Here is a 23435-nt window from a genome sequence, read left to right as displayed (position 1 = left end):
AAAATGAATTGGGCAACAGGGTTCAGGCTAAATGAGAACGACCCGCGCTTGAGCAAATGCGGAAAAAAACGCTGGGCATTATAAGCATTTTTCTGATCAGGAGCGCGGTTGGCGCTGCTGTCAAGACGGGCGGATTGAACGCAATGGACATTGCAGAGTCCGTAACTCACGGAAAGTCATAGGGAATTGGTAGTGCCAGGACTCTTCAACAAAAAATCCAGTACGCTCCTGGGAATCGATATCAGCTCTACCTCGGTAAAGCTTCTGGAGTTGAGCCGTCAGGGCGAACGCTACCGGGTCGAGTCTTATGCAGTCGAGCCGTTGCCGGTCGGCGCGGTGATCGAAAAGAACATCGCTGACCTCGAAGTCGTGGGGCTGGCCCTTTCGCGCGCGCTGACCAGGGCCAGAACCGGTCTCAAGGGTGTGGCCGTGGCTGTGGCAGGCTCGGCGGTGATCACCAAGATCATCGAGATGGACGCTGGCCTTTGCGAAGACGAGATGGAAAGCCAGCTGAAGATCGAGGCGGATCAATACATTCCTTATCCCCTGGATGAGGTCGCGATCGACTTTGAAGTCCAGGGTTCCTCCGCGCGCAATCCGGAGCGCGTCAACGTGCTGCTCGCGGCATGCCGCAAGGAAAACGTCGAGGTCCGCGAGGCCGCCCTGGCCCTGGCGGGGCTGACCGCTCGCGTAGTCGATGTCGAGGCCTATGCACTGGAGCGCTCATTCGGGTTGCTGGCCAGTCGGCTTGCGGCTTCCGAGGAACCTTTGACGGTCGCAGTGGTGGATATCGGCGCTACCATGACCACCCTGAGCGTGCTGCACAACGGGCGGATTATCTACACCCGTGAGCAACTGTTCGGCGGTCGGCAGTTGACCGGGGAAATCCAGCGCCGCTATGGGCTGACGCTGGAGCAGGCGAGTCTGGCACAAAGGAAGGGCGGCCTGCCGGATGACTATGCCGGTGAGGTCTTGCAGCCGTTTCAAACGGCACTGGTGCAGCAGGTGTCGCGCTCGTTGCAGTTCTTCTTTGCCGCCGGCCAGTACAGTGCCGTCGACCATATCCTGCTGGCTGGCGGTACCGCGTCGGTCCCGGGGCTGGACCGTTTGGTCGAGCAGCAGTTGGGCATGCCGACCCTGATCGCGAACCCTTTTTTCGAAATGACTCTGGGCAGCAAGGTCAATGGTGCTGCACTGGAGAGTGATGCCCCGGCGTTGATGATCGCCTGTGGTCTTGCCCTCAGGAGCTTCGACTGATGGCACGGATCAACCTTTTACCCTGGCGCGAGGAGCGGCGTGAAGTCCGCCGCAAACGCTTCCTGCTGGTCCTGGTGGCCGCTATGGCGGGCACGATGGGCGCGGTGCTGGTTGCCAATCAGGCCATCAGCCGTGCCGTCGACCGGCAAATCGCCCGTAACGATTACATCGGCAGGCAAATCGCCGTAGTCGATGAGCGGATCACGCAGATCAATGATCTCAAGGCGCGCCGCCAGCAACTGGTTGAACGCATGCGCATCATCCAGGACCTGCAAGACAACCGTCATATCAGCGGGCGAATATTTGACCAGTTGGCGCGGGCACTGCCTGACGGCGTGTATTTCACCGAAGTGAGAATGACCGGAAAGACCTTGTCCATCACCGGTGCCGCGCAATCCAACAGCCGTGTTTCAGACTTGATGCGCAACCTCGAGGCATCAGACGGGTTCGATGCGCCGAGCCTGACTGAAGTCAAGGCCGCGGCTGCCGGTCAGGTGGCGCAGGCCAACATCTTCCAGTTGACCGTTCGCCAGACTCAACCCGCAGCACCGGAGGGCGGCAAATGAGCCTGTCCGAATGGTTCGAAGGGTTGCGCAAGATCGACTTCAACGATCTGGACACCGGCAACATGGGGGCCTGGCCGCCGGTGATCAAGTGTCTGGTGGCCGGTTTGCTCATGCTTGTGGTGCTGGTCTTGGGCTACAACTTTTCCACTCGCGACCTCGAGAGCCAGCTCGATCTGAAGCGCGAGGAAGAGTCGACGCTCAAGGAGCAGTTCGCCGGCAAAGCCCGTATGGCGGCGAATCTCGATCTCTACACCCAGCAGTTGAAAGAGATGGAGAACGCTTTCGGCGTGCTGTTGCGGCAACTGCCCGGCGACACCGAGGTGCCCGGCTTGCTGGAAGACATCACGCGTACAGGTCTGGGCAGTGGCCTGGAGTTCGAGGAGATCAAGCTGCTGCCGGAGGTCGCCCAGCCGTTCTACGTCGAGTTGCCGATCCAGATCACGGTCACCGGGGGTTACCACGACCTGGCCACCTTCGTCAGTGGTGTGGCCGGGTTGCCGCGAATCGTCACCTTGCACGATTTCGACCTTGCCCCCGTCAGTCCCCAGGGGGCTCCGAAACTGCGCTTGAGCATCCTCGCCAAGACCTACCGCTACAACGAAATGGGGCGGCATCAATGAACCCGGCGCGTTGTTTTCCGATGGTGCTGTTGCTGTCTGTTCTGTCCGGTTGTGACGCTGGCGATGACTACAGTGATCTGGACGCTTACCTGAGCGAAATACGCTTACGCGGGCCGGGCAGTATTGAACCAACGCCGGTATTCCGGTCTTACCCGACATTCATCTACGACGCAGCGAATCTGCGCAGTCCGTTTTCACCACAGCTCAGCACTGATCTGGCGGCCCATCGGCGGGGTTCGCGCAACGTCAAACCCGACCCTGACCGGGTCAGGCAATACCTCGAAGGTTTCAACATCGAGCAGTTTGAAATGGTCGGCACCCTTTCCAATGCAACGGGCTCTTTTGCCCTGTTGCGCGGGGCGGGTGGCGTGCACCGCCTGAAGGTCGGTGATTACCTGGGGCGTAACGACGGACGAATCGTTGCGATCAGTGGTTCGCAAGTCGATGTGGTTGAAATTGTCCCTGATGGTCAGGGCGCGTGGCTGGAGCGTCCCCGGACCATCCCTTTGAAAGAGCACTCATAGTGGAACCCGAATAATGAACAGGATTTTCTCCACCTTCGGCCTTTCGCTATGGATAGCGATGTTGTCGCCGATGGTACAAGCGGCCAATCTCAAGGCGCTGGATGTCGCTGCGCTGCCGGGAGACCGGGTCGAGTTGAAGTTGTCGTTCGATGCACCGCCCCCGTTGCCTCAGGGTTACATGACGGAGTCGCCGGCCCGGATTGCGCTGGATTTACCGGGTGTCGCCAGTCAACTGACGAGCAATACTCGCGATCTCGGCAGTGGAAATGCCCGCAGTGCAACGGTGGTGGAGGCCGGGGGGCGCACGCGATTGATCATCAACCTGGCTCAGTCGGCCCCGTACGACTCGCGAATCGAAGGCAACAATTTGCTGGTGGTAGTCGGGCAGGGTGTCAAACCGTCGACGCCCAGGCCGGCGGCCCCGGCAATGCCGGTTCCGGCGCGAGCTGCTGCGACGTCGGGCAAGGCCATTCGGGGTGTGGATTTTCAGCGAGGCACACAGGGCGAGGGCAACGTGGTGATCGACTTGTCGGATCCATCGATTGCGCCCGACATACAACAGCGCGAGGGCAAGATTATTGTCGGGTTTGCCAAAACCCGATTGCCCGAGCCGTTGCGCGTGCGTCTGGATGTGAAGGATTTCGCCACGCCCGTGCAGTTCGTCAATGCCAGCGCAAGTGGCGATCGAGCCATCATCAGCATCGAGCCCGGTGGTACGTTCGATTACTCCACCTATCAGACCGACAGCAAGCTCACGGTCAGCGTTCGCCCGGCGACGGTCGACGACCTGCAAAAGCGCAATGCTGGGGCACAGGCTTACAGCGGCGAGAAGCTTTCGCTGAATTTCCAGGACATCGATGTGCGTTCGGTGCTGCAATTGATCGCCGATTTCACCAACCTCAATCTGGTGGCCAGCGACACGGTGCAGGGTGGCATCACGTTGCGCCTGCAGAACGTGCCGTGGGATCAGGCGCTGGATCTGGTGCTGAAAACCAAGGGGCTGGACAAGCGCAAGGTCGGTAATGTCCTGCTTGTTGCGCCGGCCGATGAAATTGCTGCCCGTGAGCGTCAGGAGCTGGAGTCACAAAAGCAGATTGCCGATCTGGCGCCGTTGCGCCGGGAACTGTTGCAGGTGAATTACGCGAAGGCGGCAGACATCGCCAAGCTCTTCCAGTCGGTGACCAGTGCCGAAGCGAAACCCGACGAGCGGGGATCAATCACCGTCGACGAGCGCACCAACAACATCATTGCCTACCAGACCCAGGACCGGCTTGATGAGCTGCGCAGGATCGTCACGCAGCTGGATATCCCTGTGCGTCAGGTCATGATCGAGGCGCGCATTGTCGAAGCCAACGTCGACTATGACAAAAGCCTCGGGGTGCGCTGGGGCGGATCGATACAGAACAGGGGCAACTGGAACACCTCCGGTGTCAGCAATGGGCTCAATGGCTCATCGACCATCGGCACGCCCGGCAGTACCAGCACCAACTCACCGTTCGTCGACATGGGCGTAGCCAACAACACCTCGGGAATCGGCATCGCGTTCATCACCGATAACGTCTTGCTGGACCTGGAACTGACGGCCATGGAGAAAACCGGCAACGGGGAAATCGTCTCGCAACCCAAGGTGGTCACGTCCGACAAGGAGACCGCCAAGATCCTCAAGGGCACCGAGATTCCCTATCAGGAGGCCAGTTCCAGTGGCGCGACTTCGGTGTCGTTCAAGGAGGCCTCGCTGTCGCTGGAGGTGACGCCGCAGATCACACCCGACAACCGGATCATCATGGAAGTGAAGGTGACCAAGGACGAGCCGGACTACCTGAACAAGGTCCAGGATGTACCGCCGATCAAGAAAAACGAAGTCAACGCCAAGGTCCTGGTCAACGATGGCGAGACCATCGTCATTGGCGGCGTTTTCTCAAATACTCAGAGCAAGGTCGTAGATAAGGTGCCATTTCTTGGCGATGTGCCGTATCTTGGCCGCCTTTTCCGGCGTGATGTGGTTTCGGAGAAAAAATCCGAGCTGTTGGTATTCCTCACTCCGCGTATCATGAATAATCAGGCGATTGCTGTGAGTCATTGATTCTGTGCGAAATTTGATTCTTGTAGGACCGATGGGTGCTGGAAAAAGCACCATCGGCCGGTTGCTGGCCAAAGAGCTGCGCCTGCCATTCAAAGATTCCGATAAGGAAATTGAATTGCGCACGGGCGCCAATATCCCTTGGATCTTCGATAAAGAAGGCGAACCGGGCTTTCGTGATCGCGAGCAGGCAATGATTGCCGAGCTGTGCGATTACGACGGTGTGGTGCTGGCGACAGGTGGGGGCGCGGTCATGCGCGAAGCCAATCGTCGGGCACTGCATGCCGGTGGGCGGGTGGTTTATCTGCATGCGTCGGTCGAGCAGCAGGTTGGCCGCACGGCCCGTGACCGCAATCGGCCATTGTTGCGTACTGCCGATCCGGCCAAGACCCTTCGGGACCTGTTGGCGATCCGCGACCCGCTTTACCGGGAAATTGCCGACCTGGTGGTCGAAACCGATGAGCGACCACCGCGAATGGTCGTACTCGACATTCTAGAGCGCCTGCAGCAGTTGCCACCCCGTTAAAGCGCCGCGCGAAATGCGCTATCCTCGGCGTCTGGCCATGACCGCTCAAGGTTGTGGCGGATGGCTACCGAACGGCGTCACACCAGCAGATGCCGTGGATATTCGTTAACTCAAGGCAGGACGCCTGATTCATCTTCACTGTGGGGACACATGCAGACACTCAAGGTCGATCTAGGCGAGCGCAGCTACCCGATTCATATTGGCGAAGGTTTGTTGGATCAGCCTGAGCTGCTGGCCCCGCACATTCGCGGACGGCAAGTAGCGATCATCTCCAACGAGACTGTTGCACCGCTCTATCTCGAGCGACTGACCCGCAGCCTGGCGCAGTTCTCGGTGATTTCCGTGGTGCTGCCCGACGGTGAAGCCTTCAAGACCTGGGAAACCCTGCAACTTATTTTCGACGGTCTGCTGACCGCGCGGCATGACCGCCGCACCACGGTGATCGCCCTCGGTGGCGGTGTGATCGGTGACATGGCCGGCTTTGCCGCCGCCTGCTACCAGCGCGGCGTCGATTTCATCCAGGTTCCGACCACGCTGCTGTCGCAGGTCGACTCCTCGGTGGGCGGCAAGACCGGGATCAACCATCCGCTGGGCAAGAACATGGTCGGCGCCTTCTATCAGCCGAACGTGGTGCTGATCGATACCGCCAGCCTCAATACCCTGCCGGCGCGCGAGCTGTCCGCCGGTCTGGCCGAAGTGATCAAGTACGGGCTGATCTGTGATGAGCCGTTCCTGACCTGGCTCGAAGACAACGTCGACCGCCTGCGCAACCTGGACCAGCAAGCCCTGACCTATGCCATCGAGCGCTCCTGCGCCGCCAAGGCCGCGGTGGTCGGTGCCGATGAGAAAGAGACGGGCGTTCGTGCCACGTTGAACCTGGGCCACACTTTTGGCCACGCCATCGAAACCCACATGGGCTATGGTGTCTGGCTACATGGGGAAGCGGTGGCTGCTGGCACCGTGATGGCGCTGGAAATGTCCGCGCGACTGGGCTGGATCAGCGAGCAAGAGCGAGATCGCGGCATTCGTCTGTTCCAGCGTGCAGGGCTGCCGGTCATTCCGCCAGAAGAGATGACAGAAGCCGATTTCCTCGAACATATGTCCATTGATAAAAAAGTGATCGACGGTCGTTTGCGCCTGGTGCTGCTGCGCCACATGGGTGAAGCGGTGGTGACCGACGATTATCCGAAAGAGGTTCTACAGGCCACGCTGGGGGCAGACTACCGCGCCCTGGCTCAGCTCAAAGGTTAATAAGAACGCGATGACTAGTTTGCATGCCGACGAGGCTTTCCTCGGCCATTACCAGTTGAGTCATGACCCTTTTGCTCCACGGGTGCCTGGCTTCAAATTTTTCCCGGCCCAGCGCAAACCCGTGCTGGGACAGTTGCATCACCTGGCCCGCTACAGTCAGCTGTTGCTGGTGGTCACTGGCCCCGAGGGCAGTGGCAAGACCCTGTTGCGTCAGGCTCTGGTCGCCAGCACCAACAAGCAGTCGGTACAAAGTGTGGTGGTGTCCGCCCGTGGCGCCGGGGATGCGGCCGGGGTGCTGCGTCAGGTGGCCCAGGCGCTGAATGTCGCCCAGGCTGATGCCGACGCTATCCTGGCCCAGGTGGTGCAGCTTGCGCTCACCGGGCAGGAAGTCTATTTGCTGGTCGATGACGCCGAACAGCTCGACGAGTCCGCCCTTGAGGTTCTGATGGTCCTGGCGGCCGGCGCGCCTGAAGGTCGCCCGCATGTGTTCCTGTTCGGTGAGACCTCGCTGATCGCTCAGCTTGAGGCTTTGCATCTCGAGGAAGAGCGTTTCCACGTCATCGAACTGCAGCCCTATACCGAGGACGAAACCCGCGAGTATCTGGAGCAGCGGCTTGAGGGTGCTGGCCGTGGCATCGAACTTTTCACCGCGAATCAGATCTCTGATATTCACGAAAGCTCCGAAGGTTGGCCTGGCAGCATCAATCAGGTCGCCCGCGATGCAATGATCGAAGCCATGATCGCCAGCCGCTCTGCGGTCAAGCGTCCAAAAATGGGGTTCAATATGCCGAAGAAACACGTATTGGCGATTTCCGCCGTTGTCGTGGTTGCGGTAGCTGCCGCCTGGATGATGCCGGGTCGCAACAAGGCACCGACCACCGGTGCGCCGGCCAATGAACAGGCGCAACTGCCGCTTGGCCAGGGCCAGCCAACCGCGAATGGCGGTGCTCCGGCCGTCGAATTCGCCGGCAACACGCAGCCGATGCCATTGCCGTTGGTCGGTAATTCGCAACCTGTCATGCGTGCCCCGCTGGCTGAAGCCGCAGGCGGCATCACCGAAGGCGACGACGGCGTTCCGGTTGAAGGCTCCAGCGCCACGCCGCCGACGGTGACCACCACTGCGCCGCCTGTGGGCGTTCCTGCCGGCCCTGCGCCGACACCAGCGGCCAAGCCGACACCTGCGCCGACTCAGGTCGCCACCGCCAAGCCAGCGCCTGCTCCAGTGGCCAAGCCTGCTCCAGCGCCAGCCAAGCCAGCCGTTGCTGCGGCGGCCAAGCCTGCCGAGAAACCGGCTCCGGCGGCCAAGGCGGCGGGTGGCACCTGGTACGCCGGTCAGGCACCGGGCAACTACGTGGTGCAAATCCTCGGCACCAGCTCCGAAACTGCCGCACAAAGCTTCGTCAAGGAGCAGGGCGGCGAGTACCGCTATTTCAAGAAAGTCCTCAATGGCAAGCCGCTCTACGTGATCACCTACGGCAACTTCGCCAATCGTGATGCAGCCGTTTCCGCCATCAAGGCCTTGCCAGCGAAGGTTCAGGCTGGTAAACCTTGGCCTCGCACTGTCGCCAGCGTCCAACAGGAACTGGCAACAACTCGCTGAAGATTCGGCGGCCTTACCCAGGCCGCCTCTCCAAGCACCTCAAAATTTCTACAAGTGCGCGCAACCTTTCGGGCTGCGTGCCTTGTGGTGTCTGCGTCACAGTAGTCTTTGAGTCGTTGCGGTCAAAATTAAAAAAGTTTTGACTAGCACAGCATATCGCTTTAAACCTTTCACAAATGCGACATAGATTTGCGACATTTCGTCGTCAAATTTGTGAGGCCAAGTGTCGGTGTGTACAATGACCTCCCTTTTGTCCCCGCAAAGCTGGCGTACGTTCGGCGCGGATGGCAAGTGGTTGAATTGAAAAGAAATTTGCCTCGTGCAGAGGCAGCCTGGTGAGAAAGTGTCTATGAAAGCAGGTCTGTACCAACCAGATGAATTCAAGGATAACTGTGGTTTCGGCCTGATAGCCCATATGCAGGGCGAGCCCAGTCATACCCTTTTGCAAACGGCCATCGAGGCCCTGACCTGCATGACCCACCGCGGTGGGATTAATGCCGACGGCAAGACCGGTGACGGTTGCGGTCTGCTGATTCAAAAGCCGGACGTGTTCCTGCGAGCCATCGCCCAGGAAACCTTCGGCGTCGAAATGCCCAAGCAATATGCGGTGGGCATGGTCTTCTTCAACCAGGACCCGGTCAAAGCCGAAGCCGCTCGCGAGAACATGAACCGCGAGATCCTGGCCGCTGGCCTGCAACTGGTCGGCTGGCGCAAAGTGCCGATCGACACCAGCGTCCTCGGCCGCCTGGCCCTTGAGCGCCTGCCGCAGATCGAGCAAGTGTTCATCGGTGGTGAAGGCCTGAGCGACCAGGACATGGCCGTCAAGCTGTTCACCTCCCGTCGTCGCTCGTCCGTGGCCAACGCCGCCGACACCGACCACTACGTCTGCAGCTTTTCGCACAAGACCATCATTTACAAAGGCCTGATGATGCCGGCGGACTTGACCGCCTTCTATCCGGACCTGAGCGATGAGCGCCTGCAAACGTCGATTTGCGTGTTCCACCAGCGCTTCTCCACCAACACCCTGCCGAAATGGCCGCTGGCTCAACCGTTCCGCTTCCTGGCGCACAACGGCGAGATCAACACCATCACCGGCAACCGCAACTGGGCCGTGGCCCGTCGCACCAAGTTCACCAACGACCTGATGGACCTGGAAGAACTCGGCCCGCTGGTCAACCGCGTGGGTTCCGACTCCTCGAGCATGGACAACATGCTGGAGCTGATGGTCACCGGCGGCATCGACCTGTTCCGTGGCGTGCGGATGATCATTCCGCCAGCGTGGCAGAACGTCGAGACCATGGACCCGGATCTGCGTGCGTTCTACGAATACAACTCGATGCACATGGAGCCGTGGGACGGCCCGGCCGGCGTGGTAATGACCGACGGTCGCTACGCGGTGTGCCTGCTCGACCGTAACGGTCTGCGTCCGGCGCGTTGGGTCACCACCAAGAACGGCTTCATCACCCTGGCCTCGGAAATCGGTGTCTGGAACTACCAGCCTGAAGACGTGATCGCCAAGGGTCGTGTGGGACCTGGCCAGATCTTTGCCGTGGACACCGAGACCGGTCAGATCCTCGACACCGATGCGATCGACAACCGTCTGAAGTCCCGTCATCCGTACAAGCAATGGCTGCGCAAGAATGCCCTGCGCATCCAGGCGACCATGGAAGACAACGACCACGGTTCGGCGTTCTACGACGTCGACCAGCTCAAGCAATACATGAAGATGTACCAGGTCACGTTCGAAGAGCGCGATCAGGTGCTGCGTCCGCTCGGCGAACAGGGCTACGAAGCCGTGGGCTCGATGGGCGACGATACGCCGATGGCCGTGCTGTCCCAGCGCGTGCGCACGCCGTACGACTATTTCCGCCAGCAGTTCGCGCAGGTCACCAACCCGCCGATCGACCCGCTGCGCGAAGCCATCGTCATGTCGCTGGAAATCTGCCTCGGTGCCGAGCGCAACATTTTCCAGGAGTCGCCGGAACACGCCTCGCGCGTGATCCTCAGCTCGCCGGTCATTTCCCCGGCCAAGTGGCGCTCGCTGATGAACCTCGATCGTGCGGGTTTCGAGCGCGCGATCATCGACCTGAACTACGATGAAAGCGTCGGCCTCGAAGCGGCCATCCGCAACGTCGCCGATCAGGCTGAAGAAGCCGTGCGCGCCGGTCGTACCCAGGTCGTGCTGAGTGACCGTCACATCGCCCCGGGCAAGTTGCCGATCCACGCGTCCCTGGCTACCGGCGCGGTGCACCACCGCCTGACCGAAAAAGGCCTGCGTTGCGACTCCAACATCCTGGTGGAAACCGCGACCGCTCGCGATCCGCATCACTTCGCCGTGTTGATCGGTTTCGGTGCCTCTGCCGTTTATCCGTTCCTGGCTTACGAAGTGCTGGGTGACCTGATCCGTACCGGTGAAGTACTGGGCGACCTCTACGAGGTGTTCAAGAACTACCGTAAAGGCATCACCAAGGGCCTGCTCAAGATCCTGTCGAAGATGGGTATCTCGACCATCACGTCGTACCGCGGTGCGCAGTTGTTCGAGGCCATCGGCCTGTCCGAGGAAGTCTGCAACCTGAGCTTCCGTGGCGTGCCAAGCCGCATCAAGGGCGCGCGTTTCGTCGACATCGAAGCCGAGCAGAAAGCCTTGGCCACCGAAGCCTGGAGTCCGCGCAAGCCGATCCAGCAAGGCGGCCTGCTGAAGTTCGTCCACGGTGGCGAATATCACGCGTACAACCCGGACGTGGTCAACACCCTGCAGGCCGCTGTGCAGCAGGGCGACTACAGCAAGTTCAAGGAATACACGTCGCTGGTGGACAACCGTCCGGTATCGATGATCCGCGACCTGCTGAAAGTCAAAACCCTCGACACGCCATTGGATATCAGCGAGATCGAACCGCTGGAATCGGTGCTCAAGCGCTTCGACTCCGCCGGTATCTCCCTGGGCGCCCTGTCGCCGGAAGCTCACGAAGCCCTGGCCGAAGCCATGAACCGCCTCGGTGCGCGTTCCAACTCCGGCGAGGGCGGCGAAGACCCGGCACGCTACGGCACCATCAAGAGCTCGAAAATCAAGCAGGTAGCCACCGGCCGCTTCGGTGTGACCCCGGAATACCTGGTCAACGCCGAAGTGCTGCAGATCAAGGTCGCCCAAGGCGCCAAGCCGGGCGAGGGCGGTCAACTGCCGGGCGGTAAAGTCAACGGTCTGATCGCCAAGCTGCGTTACGCCGTGCCAGGCGTGACCCTGATTTCGCCACCGCCGCACCACGACATCTATTCGATCGAAGACTTGTCGCAGCTGATTTTCGACCTGAAACAAGTCAACCCGAAAGCGCTGGTTTCGGTGAAGCTGGTAGCGGAAGCGGGCGTCGGCACCATCGCCGCCGGTGTGGCCAAGGCCTACGCGGACTTGATCACCATCTCCGGCTACGACGGCGGCACCGGTGCATCGCCGCTGACCTCGATCAAGTACGCGGGCGCACCGTGGGAACTCGGCCTGGCCGAAACCCACCAGACCCTGCGCGGCAACGACCTGCGTGGCAAAGTCCGGGTACAGACCGACGGCGGCCTGAAAACCGGCCTCGACGTGATCAAGGCGGCCATCCTCGGCGCTGAAAGCTTCGGCTTCGGCACCGCGCCGATGATCGCCCTGGGCTGCAAATACCTGCGCATCTGCCACCTGAACAACTGCGCCACTGGCGTTGCGACCCAGAACGAGAAGCTGCGCAAGGACCACTACATCGGTACCGTCGACATGGTGGTGAACTTCTTCACCTACGTCGCCGAAGAAACCCGTGAGTGGCTAGCCAAGCTGGGCGTGCGTTCCCTCGAGGAACTGATCGGCCGTACCGATCTGCTGGAAGTCCTCGAAGGCCAGACCGCCAAGCAGCATCACCTGGACCTGACGCCGTTGCTGGGCAGCGACCACGTGCCGGCGGACAAACCGCAGTTCTGTGGCGTGGACCGCAACCCGCCGTTCGACAAGGGCCTGCTGGCCGAGAAGATGGTCGACATGGCCACCTCGGCGATCAACGACCTGAGCGGCGCTGAATTCGCCCTGGATATCTGCAACTGCGACCGTTCCATCGGTGCACGGATCTCCGGCGAAATCGCGCGCAAGCACGGCAACCAGGGCATGGCCCACGCGCCGATCACCTTCCGCTTCAAAGGCACTGCGGGCCAGAGCTTCGGCGTGTGGAACGCCGGCGGCCTGAACATGTACCTGGAAGGCGACGCCAACGACTACGTCGGCAAGGGCATGACTGGCGGCAAGCTGGTGATCGTTCCGCCGAAGGGCAGCGTCTACCGTACCCAGGACAGTGCCATTATCGGCAACACCTGCCTGTACGGCGCCACCGGCGGCAAGCTGTTCGCCGCCGGCACCGCGGGCGAGCGTTTCGCCGTGCGTAACTCCGGTGCCCACACCGTGGTGGAAGGCACTGGCGATCACTGCTGCGAGTACATGACCGGTGGTTTCGTCTGCGTATTGGGCAAGACCGGTTACAACTTCGGCTCTGGCATGACCGGCGGTTTCGCCTATGTGCTCGACCAGGACAACACCTTCGTTGACCGGGTCAACCACGAACTGGTGGAAATCCAGCGGATCAGCGGCGAGGCGATGGAAGCCTACCGTAGCCACCTGCAACGCGTGCTGAACGAGTACGTCGAGGAAACCGACAGCGAGTGGGGTCGTGAACTCGCCGAGAACCTCGATGATTACGTGCGCCGTTTCTGGCTGGTCAAGCCCAAGGCTGCCAACCTGAAGTCGTTGCTTTCCAGCACCCGTGCCAACCCGCAGTGATATGCGCCTGAAGAGTTTGATGAGGTTTTAAAATGGCTGAACGTCTGAATAATGACTTCCAGTTCATCGAGGTCGGGCGCAAGGATCCGAAGAAGAAACTGTTGCGTCAACGCAAGAAAGAGTTCGTGGAAATCTACGAGCCCTTCAAACCCCAGCAGTCGGCCGACCAGGCCCACCGCTGCCTGGGGTGCGGTAACCCGTATTGCGAATGGAAGTGCCCGGTGCACAACTTCATTCCCAACTGGCTCAAGCTGGTGGCCGAGGGCAACATCCTCCAGGCCGCCGAGTTGTCGCACCAGACCAACACCCTGCCGGAAGTCTGCGGCCGGGTGTGCCCGCAGGATCGTCTGTGCGAGGGAGCCTGCACCCTCAACGACGGCTTCGGCGCGGTGACCATCGGTTCGGTTGAGAAGTACATTACCGACACCGCGTTCGCCATGGGCTGGCGCCCGGACATGTCCAAGGTCAAGCCGACCGGCAAGCGCGTCGCGATCATCGGTGCCGGGCCTGCGGGCCTGGGTTGCGCCGACGTGCTGGTGCGCGGCGGCGTGACCCCGGTGGTGTTCGACAAGAACCCGGAAATCGGCGGCCTGCTGACCTTCGGCATTCCCGAGTTCAAGCTGGAAAAGACCGTGCTGAGCAATCGCCGCGAAGTCTTCACCGGCATGGGCATCGAGTTCCGCCTCAACACCGAGGTGGGCAAGGACGTGACCATGGAGCAACTGCTCGAAGAATACGATGCCGTATTCATGGGCATGGGCACCTACACCTACATGAAGGGCGGTTTTGCCGGTGAAGACCTGCCAGGCGTGTACGACGCACTGGACTTCCTGATCGCCAACGTCAACCGCAACCTGGGCTTTGAAAAGTCGCCGGAAGATTTCGTCGACATGAAAGGCAAGAAGGTCGTGGTACTGGGCGGTGGCGACACGGCGATGGACTGCAACCGTACGTCGATCCGCCAGGGCGCCAAGTCGGTGACCTGCGCTTATCGTCGTGACGAAGCGAACATGCCGGGCTCGCGCAAAGAGGTGAAGAACGCCAAGGAAGAAGGCGTGAAGTTCCTCTACAACCGCCAGCCGATTGCGATTGTTGGTGAAGACAAGGTCGAAGGCGTGAAGGTGGTCGAGACCCGTCTCGGCGAGCCCGACGCCCGTGGCCGTCGCAGCCCCGAGCCGATCCCGGGTTCCGAAGAGATCATCCCGGCCGACGCCGTGGTCATCGCGTTCGGTTTCCGTCCTAGCCCGGCGCCGTGGTTCGAGCAGTTCGAGATCCAGACCGACAGCCAGGGCCGCGTTGTGGCACCGGAGCAAGGTCAGTACAAGCACCAGACCAGCAACCCGAAAATCTTCGCCGGTGGCGACATGGTGCGCGGTTCGGACCTGGTGGTGACGGCGATCTTCGAAGGCCGTAATGCCGCCGAAGGGATCCTGGATTACCTGGGCGTCTAACCCTCGTTCGAAACTGCAACACAATACCTGTAGGGGCTGGCTTGCCAGCGATGGCATCACCGCGGTGTATCTCATGCACCGCGGTGCCCGCATCGCCGGCAAGCCAGCTCCTACAGTCGTTTTGTGATATTGCAAACACTGTGTTTCATTGCGACAAATTGACCCGATAGACAAAAGGCTGACCTGCATCCGTGCCTTTTGCGTCCGGCTCTGAGAAAATGCCCTCACTTTTTTTCCGGATGCCGACATGACTGCCCTGAAGAACGACCGTTTCCTGCGCGCCCTGCTCAAGCAACCCGTAGACGTCACCCCCGTGTGGATGATGCGTCAGGCCGGTCGCTACCTGCCTGAATACCGCGCCAGCCGTGCCAAGGCCGGCGACTTCATGAGCCTGTGCATGAACCCGGCGTTCGCTTGCGAAGTCACGATGCAGCCGCTCGACCGTTATCCGCAACTGGATGCGGCGATCCTCTTTTCCGACATCCTGACCATCCCCGATGCCATGGGCCAGGGCCTGTACTTCGAAGCCGGCGAAGGCCCGCGCTTCAAGAAAGTCGTCAGCACCCTGGCCGACATCGAAGCCCTGCCGATTCCCGATGCGCAGAAAGACCTCGGCTACGTGATGGATGCGGTCAGCACCATCCGTCGTGAACTGAACGGGCGTGTACCGTTGATCGGCTTCTCCGGCAGCCCATGGACCCTGGCGACCTACATGGTCGAAGGCGGCTCGTCGAAAGACTTCCGCAAGACCAAGGCCATGCTCTACGACAACCCGCAAGCCATGCACCTGTTGCTGGACAAGCTTGCGCAGTCGGTCACCAGCTACCTCAACGGCCAGATCTTGGCCGGTGCGCAAGCGGTGCAGATCTTCGATACCTGGGGCGGCAACCTGTCGGCCGCGGCGTACCAGGAGTTCTCCCTGGCCTACATGCGCAAAATCGTCAGCGGCCTGATCCGCGAGCACGAAGGCCGCAAGGTGCCGGTCATCCTGTTCACCAAGAACGGCGGCCTGTGGCTGGAAAGCATCGCCGATGCCGGTGCTGATGCATTGGGCCTGGACTGGACCTGCGACATCGGCAACGCCCGCGCCCGTGTTGGCGACAAGGTCGCGCTGCAAGGCAACATGGACCCGACCGTGCTCTACGCCAAACCGGAAGCCATTCGCGCTGAAGTCGGGCGCATTCTCGCCAGCTACGGCAAAGGCAGCGGCCACGTGTTCAACCTCGGTCATGGCATTACGCCGGAAGTCGATCCGGAACACGCCGGTGCATTCCTGCGGGCCGTGCATGAATTGTCGGCGCAATATCACGAATAACGGTCAACGCCGTTTTCCAGAAGCCTGTCCCGCCTTGTGCCGGACAGGTTTTTTTATGTCCTGCAGAAAGCTGCCCGGATAAAGCGTTTCCTTCTGTAAGAGTGTTTTCCTTTCTTGTCGGAAAATCGGATGAGAAGACTATTCCCGCCCGGCTCGATGATTACTCCTACATAGAATTCTTCGTCATCCCCGTAAGGTTCCAGACCCCTGTTCAGCACAACGCTGAACGGTAACGAAGCAAACATCGCCGCCTGCAAGGCGCCTTGTTTTCGATAAGCAGTCTGGAACACATCATGAAAATTACATTTGATAAAAGAAGTGCATTAACGGCCTGCACCTCATCGATGATCCTGTTATCGGCAATGCTGGCCTCTCAAACCGTTTCCGCCCATGGCTATCTGGATGTGCCGCCGTCACGCGCACTGGCCTGCCAGAAAGGCTTGAACACCAACTGTGGTGGTGCCCAGTACGAGCCGCAGAGTGTCGGTGAAACCTTCAAGGGCTTTCCGGCAGGTGTTGGCGGTGCCCCCGTGCAGGGGCCGGTCGATGGCAAGATCGCCAGTGGCGGTCACGCGCTGTTCTCCGCACTGGACGCACAGTCCGCCACCCGCTGGCACCTGACGGAAATCAGGGATCGCAACATTGATTTCCAGTGGGTTTACACCGCCGTTCACCCTGCCACCAAGCATGAGTATTTCATCAGCCGCAATGGCTGGAATCCAAACGAGTCTCTGAAGCGTGCCACCTTTGAGAGCACGCCGTTTTGCACCATCGATGGCGGCAATCAGAAACCGTCCAACAGCGACAAACATAGCTGCACCATCCCTTCAGACAAGTCGGGCCACCATGTCATCCTGGGTATCTGGACAGTCGGTGATACCGATGCCGCGTTTTACAACGTGGCAGATGTGAACATCCTTGCGGAGCCGGAGTTGCCAGGCGGCTGGACCCGCGTGGCCAGCATTGCGCCTTCAACCCCCTTGCTGGCAGGTGACAAGGTCAAGGCCCGCGCGTTCACCGCCAATGGCGAGAGTCCGGACTACAGCGTGGAAATCAGTATCGATAACGCTGAAGAAGGCGCACCGCACAACTGGTCGTTCAAGCTGGCAGAAAAAATCAACGCGACCCACGCACTCATCCGTGCCGGTATTCGTGACGAGAGCGGTAATGTCGAGCCAGTGAAAGGTACCAACAGCCTCTACGCACAAAAAGAAAGCGGCGTGATTCGTTACGAAGTACAGCTGGATATGAAAGAAGACGCCTCTGCCAGCATGTCGGTGACCTCTCAGCAAGCCGAATACGTTCTGAACAAAGGCCGGGCCAAAGTCGAGTTCAGCATGACTGCGAACCGCGCGATGGACGTCGAAGCGACTTTGTTCGATCAGAACAACAAACCGGTCGGCACCACATCGGCACAAGTGGCCACCGGCTCCACCTCGTTGTCCCTGGATGTGCGCAGCAATCCAGGCGTGCACACGCTGACCCTGGTCGGCACCACCCTGGATGGCCGCACCACCCGTCAGGACACCAGGACCACCCAACTGACCGGTGAAGGCGCAGGCGTCGAATACGACTTCGTGTTCCCTGAAGGCCTCAGCGACTACAAAGCCGGCACCAAGGTGCTGCAACCGAAAACCGACGAAGTCTTTGAGTGCAAGCCATTCCCTGAGTCGGGTTACTGCAAGCAGTACACCCCTACCGCCACCGGTTTTGAACCGGGTGTCGGTGCTCACTCGCACATGGCGTGGGACAAGTTGTAAGTCCCCGCACCTGGCTTCAGACGCCCCTCAAAAGGTCGCCTGAAGCCAGGTGTTTTTGTTGAGTACCGAGTTGAAAATGAAGGTTTCGAATTTTTCCGGACAACGCTTTCGGGCATGCCTGAGCAACATTTGTTGGCTCGCGTTGCCAGTGGGCGCTGCGGTGTTTCTGGCGTGGCAGGAACGGGCGTTTCGCGAGCACCTGGCTTCACCGTTGCCCGACATCGCAGCGCTGGAGACGGTGCCTGCACGTGAACTGCTCGAAACAACATCGATTGCCATTGTGTTCGGCCTGACGACGGAGGCCACACCGCGGCCCAGCGCCGAACCGCTGACCTTGCAAGCGAGCTTTGTCAGCAACGGACTATCCAAGGCACTGCTGGCCAATGCTCAAGGTTCTCGTCTCTATCAAGTGGGCGAGCGTTTGCCCGGCGGCAGCATCCTGCGTCGTATCGAGACCCACCAGGTTGTGTTGTGGAACAAGGGCCGGGAAGAGCTGCTAGCGCTCGTCCCCTCTGGCGCACGGTTCCTGACGGGACTCGAATCATCCGCCGATGCTCAATCGGTCACCACGACCACGCGTTTTTTACGCCCGCTCTCCGGGCAACCAGAGTGATGAATTTCATGAACAGCTTCGTCGGCGCGCATTGGTTGCGTTCCATGCTTTTGCTTGCCGTTTTGGCGGCTGCTGCCTTCTCGGGCACGCTTCGAGGCGCCGAAGAAAAATGGCAACTGGCGATGAACAACGCAGAGCTGCGCGACATCGTCGAAGAGATCTCCAGCATTCTCGGGACCACGGTAGTGCTGGACCCCAAGGTCTCCGGTCGTATCACCGTCATGTCCCGACAGGCCCTTGATCGTGAGGGGGTGCGTCGGTTGTTCTATTCAGTGCTCGACGCCCACAATTTTACGGTGATCGATGAGGGCGACCGGATTCTCATCACCCCGGTTGCCGAGGCCAGGACCCGGGCCGGTCAGGGCACGGTAAAAACCACCACGGCGTCGCAGTTCGTGACCGAAGTCATCGGGTTGAACACCGGTAGCGCCACCGATATTGCCGGGCTGGTGCGGCCGTTGGTTTCTGCCAACGGTTATGTCGGCCCCTCGGTGTCGGCCAACGCGCTGGTGCTGACCGATACGGCCGCCAATGTGAAGCGCATCGCCCGGGTGATCCGCGAACTGGACTCCGGTCAGAACAACCTGCACGCGGTGCTTCAGCTCCAGCATGCCCAGGCCGGCGATGTTGCACCGGTGATCGAGGCCTCCATGGGCAAGCGCAATGCCGAGTCGGCGATACAGGTACTGGCTGACACCCGGACCAATCGCCTGATTTTCATAGGCCCGCCAGTCGTTCGCCAACGTTTGATCGAACTGGCCCGCGGGCTCGATACACCGGCCACCACGACCCTCGACAACGCCCGGGTGATTCGCCTGCGTCACAGCGATGCCAAGCAGTTGGCCGAGATTCTGGAATCGATGGGGCAGGGCAGGAAACAGGCGTCCGCCGTCGGCAACGCCAAGGACATGTCGGGCGGCGCTGCCTTCATGATCAAGGCCGACGAAAGCCAGAACGCGCTGGTGCTGATTGCCGAGCCGGCACAGGTGCGGACCATCGAAAGCATCGTGCGCCAGTTGGACCAGCCGCGGGCCCAGGTGTTGATCCATGCCGCCATCGTCGAAATTTCCGGCGACATCGCCGAGGCCGTCGGTGTGCAGTGGAACCTCAACACCGGCGACGCCAAGGGCTTCATCAACTTTCCCGGTACCGACATTCCGATTGTCGGCGGGTTGAAGTTCGACGAGAAACGATCGGCGCCGGAAGGGGCGATCCTGCGACTGGGCAGCGACCGCTTCGGTGCGCTGATTTCGGCCCTGGCCAGCAACACCCACAGCAACCTGCTGTCCACCCCGAGCCTGTTGACCCTGGACAATCAGGAAGCGGAAATCATCGTCGGCCAGAACGTGCCGTTCAAGACCGGCTCCTACGCCACCAATAGCAACGGCGCGGAGAATCCGTTCACAACCGTCGAGCGCAAGGACGTCGGCATCAGCCTGAAGATCAAGCCTTACATCAACGAAGGCTCGACGTTGCGCCTGGAGGTCGAGCAGGAAGTGTCGGACATCGCCCCCTCGGTGTCGGGCATCGACTCCTCGGACCTGATCACCAACAAGCGAGCGCTCAAAAGCACCATCCTCGCCGACGATGGCGAAATCATCGTGATCGGCGGCCTGATCCGCGACAGCGTGCGCACCCAGAAAAGCGGCGTGCCGCTGCTGCGTGACATTCCCTACCTCGGCGCGATGTTCCGCTGGAGCCGCGACACCCAGACCAAAAGCAATCTGATGGTGTTCTTGCGCCCGACCATCGTGCGCAGCAAGGAGGACCTGTCCCAGGTCAGCCAGCAGCGTTACAACGCGCTGCGTGACCTGAGCAAGTCAGGGGCGGGGGAAAACAACTCGTTGTTGCTGCCATCCGAGGCGCGCGGGTTGTTTGAACCGGCCAGCGACGCGCCAGTGTTCGACTTGCGCGGTAAGGCGCAGTAACCCATGGGCGAATTCAGCGAGCAATTGCCCTTCGGCTTCGCCCGGCGTTTTGGTGTGTTGCTGGAGCGTGACGGCGACGATCTGCGCCTTGCCCTGCGCAGCGATGCATCGCTCAGCGCATTGTCAGAGGCGCACCGGGTGTGCGGGGCGACGCTGCCGTTCGTCATCGTCGACGCCGAAGAATACGCCTCACGCCTGGCGGCAGCCTATCGTGAGGGACAAAGCGCGGTGGAGCAGGTAGCCCAAGGGCTGGACGAAGAGCTGGACTTGCTCAGCCTGGTCGATCAGGTGCCGCAGACCGCCGACCTGCTGGAGCAACAGGGCGATGCGCCGATCATTCGCCTGATCAACGCACTGCTCGGTGAAGCCGTGCGCGAGCACGCCTCGGATGTGCACCTGGAAACCTTCGAACAGTACCTGTCGGTGCGCATGCGGGTGGATGGCCAACTGCGTGAAATGCTCAGGCCCAAGCGCGAACTGGCAACGCTGCTGGTGTCGCGGATCAAGGTCATGGCGCGCCTGGACATCGCGGAAAAACGCGTGCCCCAGGATGGGCGAATGGCCTTGCGTCTGGCCGGGCATGAAGTCGATGTGCGGGTCTCGACGCTGCCTTCGGCCCACGGTGAGCGGGTGGTGCTGCGTCTGCTCGACAAGCAGGCCGGGCGCCTGGACCTGCATCGGCTGGGCATGCCGGACGATACCCTCGCGGCCCTGCGCCAGTTGTTGGGCAAACCCCACGGCATCCTGTTGGTGACCGGGCCGACGGGCTCCGGCAAGACCACCAGCCTGTACGCCGCGTTGAGCAGCCTGAATGACCAGACCCGCAACATCCTCACGGTCGAAGACCCGATCGAGTATCACCTGCCGGGTGTGGGCCAGATGCCGGTCAACCCGAAAGTCGACATGACCTTTGCCCGCGGCCTGCGGGCGATTCTGCGCCAGGACCCGGACGTGGTGATGGTCGGCGAAATCCGCGACCGCGAAACCGCCGAGATCGCCGTGCAGGCGTCTTTGACCGGGCATCTGGTGCTGTCGACCTTGCACACCAACAGTGCGGTCGGCGCCGTTACGCGGCTGGTCGACATGGGCGTCGATGCCTACCTGCTGGCGTCCTCGCTGGTGGGCATTCTGGCCCAGCGCCTGCTGCGCACCCTGTGCCCCCATTGCAAGGTTTCGTACACCGCCGATGCGGCGGCCTGTGACCGCCTGGGGCTCGACACGGCCACGTCGCACACCCTGTGCCAAGCCTCGGGCTGCGCGCAGTGCCAGCACGGCTATCGCGGGCGCATCGGCATCTACGAACTGATCAGCGTGACGCCCGCCGTCTCGGCGCTGATCCATCAGGGCGCCAGTGAGCAAATCCTCGTCGAGGCAACGCGCAAGGTTTCGCGCAGCCTGTTCCAGGACGGGCGTCAGCGGGTGCTGGAAGGCTTGACCAGCCTCGATGAGTTGCTGCGCGTGACCCAGGAGCACTGACGGATGCCCACCTTCGACTACCGCGCCCTAGATGCCCAAGGCCGATCCTGCAAGGGACGCCTGGAGGCCGATGGACCCCGTCATGCGCGACAGCTGTTGCGTGAACGTGGCGTGTGGCCGCGTGTGTTGATCGAGGTCCGGGTCGGCAGAGATACAGGCAAGCAACCTCGCGGCGCAGGCCTGAGCGCGGCTGATCTGGCGTTATTGACCTTGCAGCTGGCAACGCTGGTTCAGGCCGGGCTGCCTCTGGAAGAAGCACTCGAGGCGGTGGCGAAACAGAGCTCGAAGCGCAAGGTCGCGGGCCTGCTCTCGGCGGTCAGGAGCCGGGTGATGGAAGGCCACGCCCTGGCCTCGGCACTGGGGCAATTTCCCAGGGCCTTCCCCGAATTGTTCCGCGCCACCGTGGCCGCCGGCGAGCGCTCGGGGCATCTGGGCCATGTGCTGGAGCAACTGGCGGCCTACACACAGGCCCGCCAAGCCTCGCGGCAAAAGATCCAGATGGCCCTGGTGTACCCCTTGATCCTGATGTTGGCCAGCGTAGCAATCGTCGGTTTTTTGCTCGGTTATGTAGTGCCGGATGTGGTGAAGATTTTCGTCGACAGCGGCCAGCCGTTGCCCTGGCTGACCCAGGCACTGATTGGCGTGAGCAACGGCCTGCGCAACCATTTCCTGTTGCTGATAGGCGTGCTGGTGACGCTGTTCGGCCTGTGGCGCTGGAGCTGGCAGCAGCCGCAATGGCGTCTGCGCTGGCATCGTTGGCTGCTGAGTGCGCCGGTCATCGGTGAAGTGCTGCGGGCCATGGAAGCCGCGCGATTTGCCAGCACCCTGGCGATCCTCGGCAAAAGTGCCGTGCCCTTGGTGGACGCACTGGAGATTGCCGCCGCGGTCATCGGCAACCTGACCATTCGCGCGCGGATGGTCGATGTCGCCCGTTCCGTTCGCGAAGGCGGAACGCTCACCCGCGGCCTGGAACTGAGCGGCGACATCCCGCCGATGATGCTGCACATGATCGCCAGTGGTGAACGTGCCGGCGAACTCGACCGCCTGTTGGCCCGGGCCGCCGAACAACAGGAAAGCAGCCTCGCCGCGCGCATTGCGCTGGTGGTGAGCCTGTTCGAGCCGGCCATGCTGGTACTGATGGGCGGCGTTGTGCTGCTGATCGTCATGGCCATCCTGCTCCCGATTCTCAGCCTCAACCAATTGGTGAATTGATCCATGCGACCTGTCCGCAAAAGCCTTTCCCGCGTGCAACGCGGTTTTACCCTGATCGAAATCATGGTGGTGGTGGTCATCATCGGTGTGCTGGGGGCCATTGTGGTGCCGCAGTTCATGAGTCGCCCCGATCAGGCCAAGGTCACCGCCGCCAGAATCGATATCCAGGCCATCGCCACCGCCCTGGAAATGTATCGCCTCGACAACGCCCATTACCCCTCGACCCAGCAAGGCCTGGAAGCGTTGGTCAAGCGTCCCTCCGGACTGCCCGCGGCGCGTGGCTGGAACCCTCAGGGATACCTCAAGAGCATGCCGGTCGACCCGTGGAACACGCCTTATCAGTACCTCAATCCGGGTGTGAGATCGACGGATGGTACTTACGACCTGTATTCCCTGGGTGCCGATGGCGTAGCCGGCGGTGAAGGGTTTGCAGCGGAAATCGGCAATTGGGGTCATTGAAC

Annotated in this window: 17 protein-coding genes; all 17 read left to right on the top strand. The window is 61.0% G+C overall.

Annotated elements, in window-relative coordinates:
• Positions 1-192 precede the first annotated feature (192 nt).
• The 17 genes from AB7M25_RS28215 to gspG all read left to right on the top strand — a co-directional run bounded on the left by AB7M25_RS28215 (position 193) and on the right by gspG (position 23433).
• A complete protein-coding gene (locus tag AB7M25_RS28215; protein ID WP_429382751.1) occupies positions 193-1257 on the top strand; it encodes a pilus assembly protein PilM in 1065 nt (354 codons plus the stop codon).
• Positions 1257-1823, top strand: coding sequence for a PilN domain-containing protein (locus AB7M25_RS28210; protein WP_454238267.1), 567 nt, complete (start codon positions 1257-1259; stop codon positions 1821-1823). Before AB7M25_RS28215 ends, AB7M25_RS28210 begins: the two co-directional genes overlap by 1 nt.
• The gene (gene pilO / locus AB7M25_RS28205; RefSeq protein WP_429560587.1) at positions 1820-2443 is read left to right on the top strand and encodes a type IV pilus inner membrane component PilO; all 624 of its coding nucleotides are present in this window, start codon (positions 1820-1822) and stop codon (positions 2441-2443) included. Before AB7M25_RS28210 ends, pilO begins: the two co-directional genes overlap by 4 nt.
• A complete protein-coding gene (locus AB7M25_RS28200; protein ID WP_429382741.1) occupies positions 2440-2967 on the top strand; it encodes a pilus assembly protein PilP in 528 nt (175 codons plus the stop codon). Before pilO ends, AB7M25_RS28200 begins: the two co-directional genes overlap by 4 nt.
• Before the next feature lie 13 nt (positions 2968-2980).
• Positions 2981-5050 carry a type IV pilus secretin PilQ gene (gene pilQ, locus AB7M25_RS28195; protein WP_454238266.1) on the top strand — a complete coding sequence of 690 codons (2070 nt, stop codon included), beginning with the start codon at positions 2981-2983 and terminating at the stop codon, positions 5048-5050.
• Between the two features lie 4 nt (positions 5051-5054).
• Entirely contained in the window at positions 5055-5573 is a 519-nt protein-coding gene (gene aroK / locus AB7M25_RS28190; protein ID WP_015093141.1) for a shikimate kinase AroK, read from the top strand.
• 150 nt (positions 5574-5723) lie between these two features.
• Positions 5724-6824 (top strand): 3-dehydroquinate synthase, encoded by a 1101-nt coding sequence (gene aroB / locus AB7M25_RS28185; protein ID WP_007975598.1) that lies wholly within the window; start codon positions 5724-5726, stop codon positions 6822-6824.
• 10 nt (positions 6825-6834) lie between these two features.
• A complete protein-coding gene (locus AB7M25_RS28180; protein ID WP_429390926.1) occupies positions 6835-8424 on the top strand; it encodes an ExeA family protein in 1590 nt (529 codons plus the stop codon).
• A gap of 349 nt (positions 8425-8773) precedes the next feature.
• Complete coding sequence (gene gltB, locus AB7M25_RS28175; protein WP_454238265.1) at positions 8774-13219, top strand: glutamate synthase large subunit; 4446 nt, start codon at positions 8774-8776, stop codon at positions 13217-13219.
• 32 nt (positions 13220-13251) lie between these two features.
• The gene (locus AB7M25_RS28170; RefSeq protein WP_007975602.1) at positions 13252-14670 is read left to right on the top strand and encodes an FAD-dependent oxidoreductase; all 1419 of its coding nucleotides are present in this window, start codon (positions 13252-13254) and stop codon (positions 14668-14670) included.
• Between the two features lie 247 nt (positions 14671-14917).
• Positions 14918-15985, top strand: coding sequence for a uroporphyrinogen decarboxylase (gene hemE / locus AB7M25_RS28165; RefSeq protein WP_454238264.1), 1068 nt, complete (start codon positions 14918-14920; stop codon positions 15983-15985).
• 293 nt (positions 15986-16278) lie between these two features.
• The gene (gene gbpA, locus AB7M25_RS28160; protein ID WP_454238263.1) at positions 16279-17745 is read left to right on the top strand and encodes an N-acetylglucosamine-binding protein GbpA; all 1467 of its coding nucleotides are present in this window, start codon (positions 16279-16281) and stop codon (positions 17743-17745) included.
• A 58-nt stretch (positions 17746-17803) separates the two neighbouring features.
• Positions 17804-18358: a type II secretion system protein N gene (locus AB7M25_RS28155; RefSeq protein ID WP_429382725.1), complete on the top strand. Its 555-nt coding sequence runs from the start codon at positions 17804-17806 to the stop codon at positions 18356-18358.
• 8 nt (positions 18359-18366) lie between these two features.
• On the top strand, positions 18367-20286 hold the full coding sequence (gene gspD / locus AB7M25_RS28150) for a type II secretion system secretin GspD (protein ID WP_429382723.1): 1920 nt from the start codon (positions 18367-18369) through the stop codon (positions 20284-20286).
• Between the two features lie 3 nt (positions 20287-20289).
• Positions 20290-21762 carry a type II secretion system ATPase GspE gene (gene gspE, locus AB7M25_RS28145; RefSeq protein WP_429382721.1) on the top strand — a complete coding sequence of 491 codons (1473 nt, stop codon included), beginning with the start codon at positions 20290-20292 and terminating at the stop codon, positions 21760-21762.
• Positions 21763-21765: 3 nt separating this feature from the next.
• Positions 21766-22974 carry a type II secretion system inner membrane protein GspF gene (gene gspF / locus AB7M25_RS28140; protein ID WP_429517893.1) on the top strand — a complete coding sequence of 403 codons (1209 nt, stop codon included), beginning with the start codon at positions 21766-21768 and terminating at the stop codon, positions 22972-22974.
• A gap of 3 nt (positions 22975-22977) precedes the next feature.
• Positions 22978-23433, top strand: coding sequence for a type II secretion system major pseudopilin GspG (gene gspG, locus AB7M25_RS28135; protein WP_008047876.1), 456 nt, complete (start codon positions 22978-22980; stop codon positions 23431-23433).
• Positions 23434-23435: the final 2 nt, after the last annotated feature.

The sequence above is a fragment of the Pseudomonas sp. AP3_22 TE3818 genome, from assembly GCF_053628995.1.
This window is presented reverse-complemented; position numbering and strand designations above follow the sequence as displayed.

Bases quoted from the DNA above. Each gene is read 5' to 3' on its own strand.
- AB7M25_RS28210 (WP_454238267.1), top strand. From the start codon at position 1,257: ATGGCACGGATCAACCTTTTACCCTGGCGCGAGGAGCGGCGTGAAGTC.
- pilO (WP_429560587.1), top strand. From the start codon at position 1,820: ATGAGCCTGTCCGAATGGTTCGAAGGGTTGCGCAAGATCGACTTCAAC.
- AB7M25_RS28200 (WP_429382741.1), top strand. From the start codon at position 2,440: ATGAACCCGGCGCGTTGTTTTCCGATGGTGCTGTTGCTGTCTGTTCTG.
- pilQ (WP_454238266.1), top strand. From the start codon at position 2,981: ATGAACAGGATTTTCTCCACCTTCGGCCTTTCGCTATGGATAGCGATG.
- aroB (WP_007975598.1), top strand. From the start codon at position 5,724: ATGCAGACACTCAAGGTCGATCTAGGCGAGCGCAGCTACCCGATTCAT.
- AB7M25_RS28180 (WP_429390926.1), top strand. From the start codon at position 6,835: ATGACTAGTTTGCATGCCGACGAGGCTTTCCTCGGCCATTACCAGTTG.
- gltB (WP_454238265.1), top strand. From the start codon at position 8,774: ATGAAAGCAGGTCTGTACCAACCAGATGAATTCAAGGATAACTGTGGT.
- AB7M25_RS28170 (WP_007975602.1), top strand. From the start codon at position 13,252: ATGGCTGAACGTCTGAATAATGACTTCCAGTTCATCGAGGTCGGGCGC.
- hemE (WP_454238264.1), top strand. From the start codon at position 14,918: ATGACTGCCCTGAAGAACGACCGTTTCCTGCGCGCCCTGCTCAAGCAA.
- gbpA (WP_454238263.1), top strand. From the start codon at position 16,279: ATGAAAATTACATTTGATAAAAGAAGTGCATTAACGGCCTGCACCTCA.
- gspD (WP_429382723.1), top strand. From the start codon at position 18,367: ATGAACAGCTTCGTCGGCGCGCATTGGTTGCGTTCCATGCTTTTGCTT.
- gspE (WP_429382721.1), top strand. From the start codon at position 20,290: ATGGGCGAATTCAGCGAGCAATTGCCCTTCGGCTTCGCCCGGCGTTTT.
- gspF (WP_429517893.1), top strand. From the start codon at position 21,766: ATGCCCACCTTCGACTACCGCGCCCTAGATGCCCAAGGCCGATCCTGC.
- gspG (WP_008047876.1), top strand. From the start codon at position 22,978: ATGCGACCTGTCCGCAAAAGCCTTTCCCGCGTGCAACGCGGTTTTACC.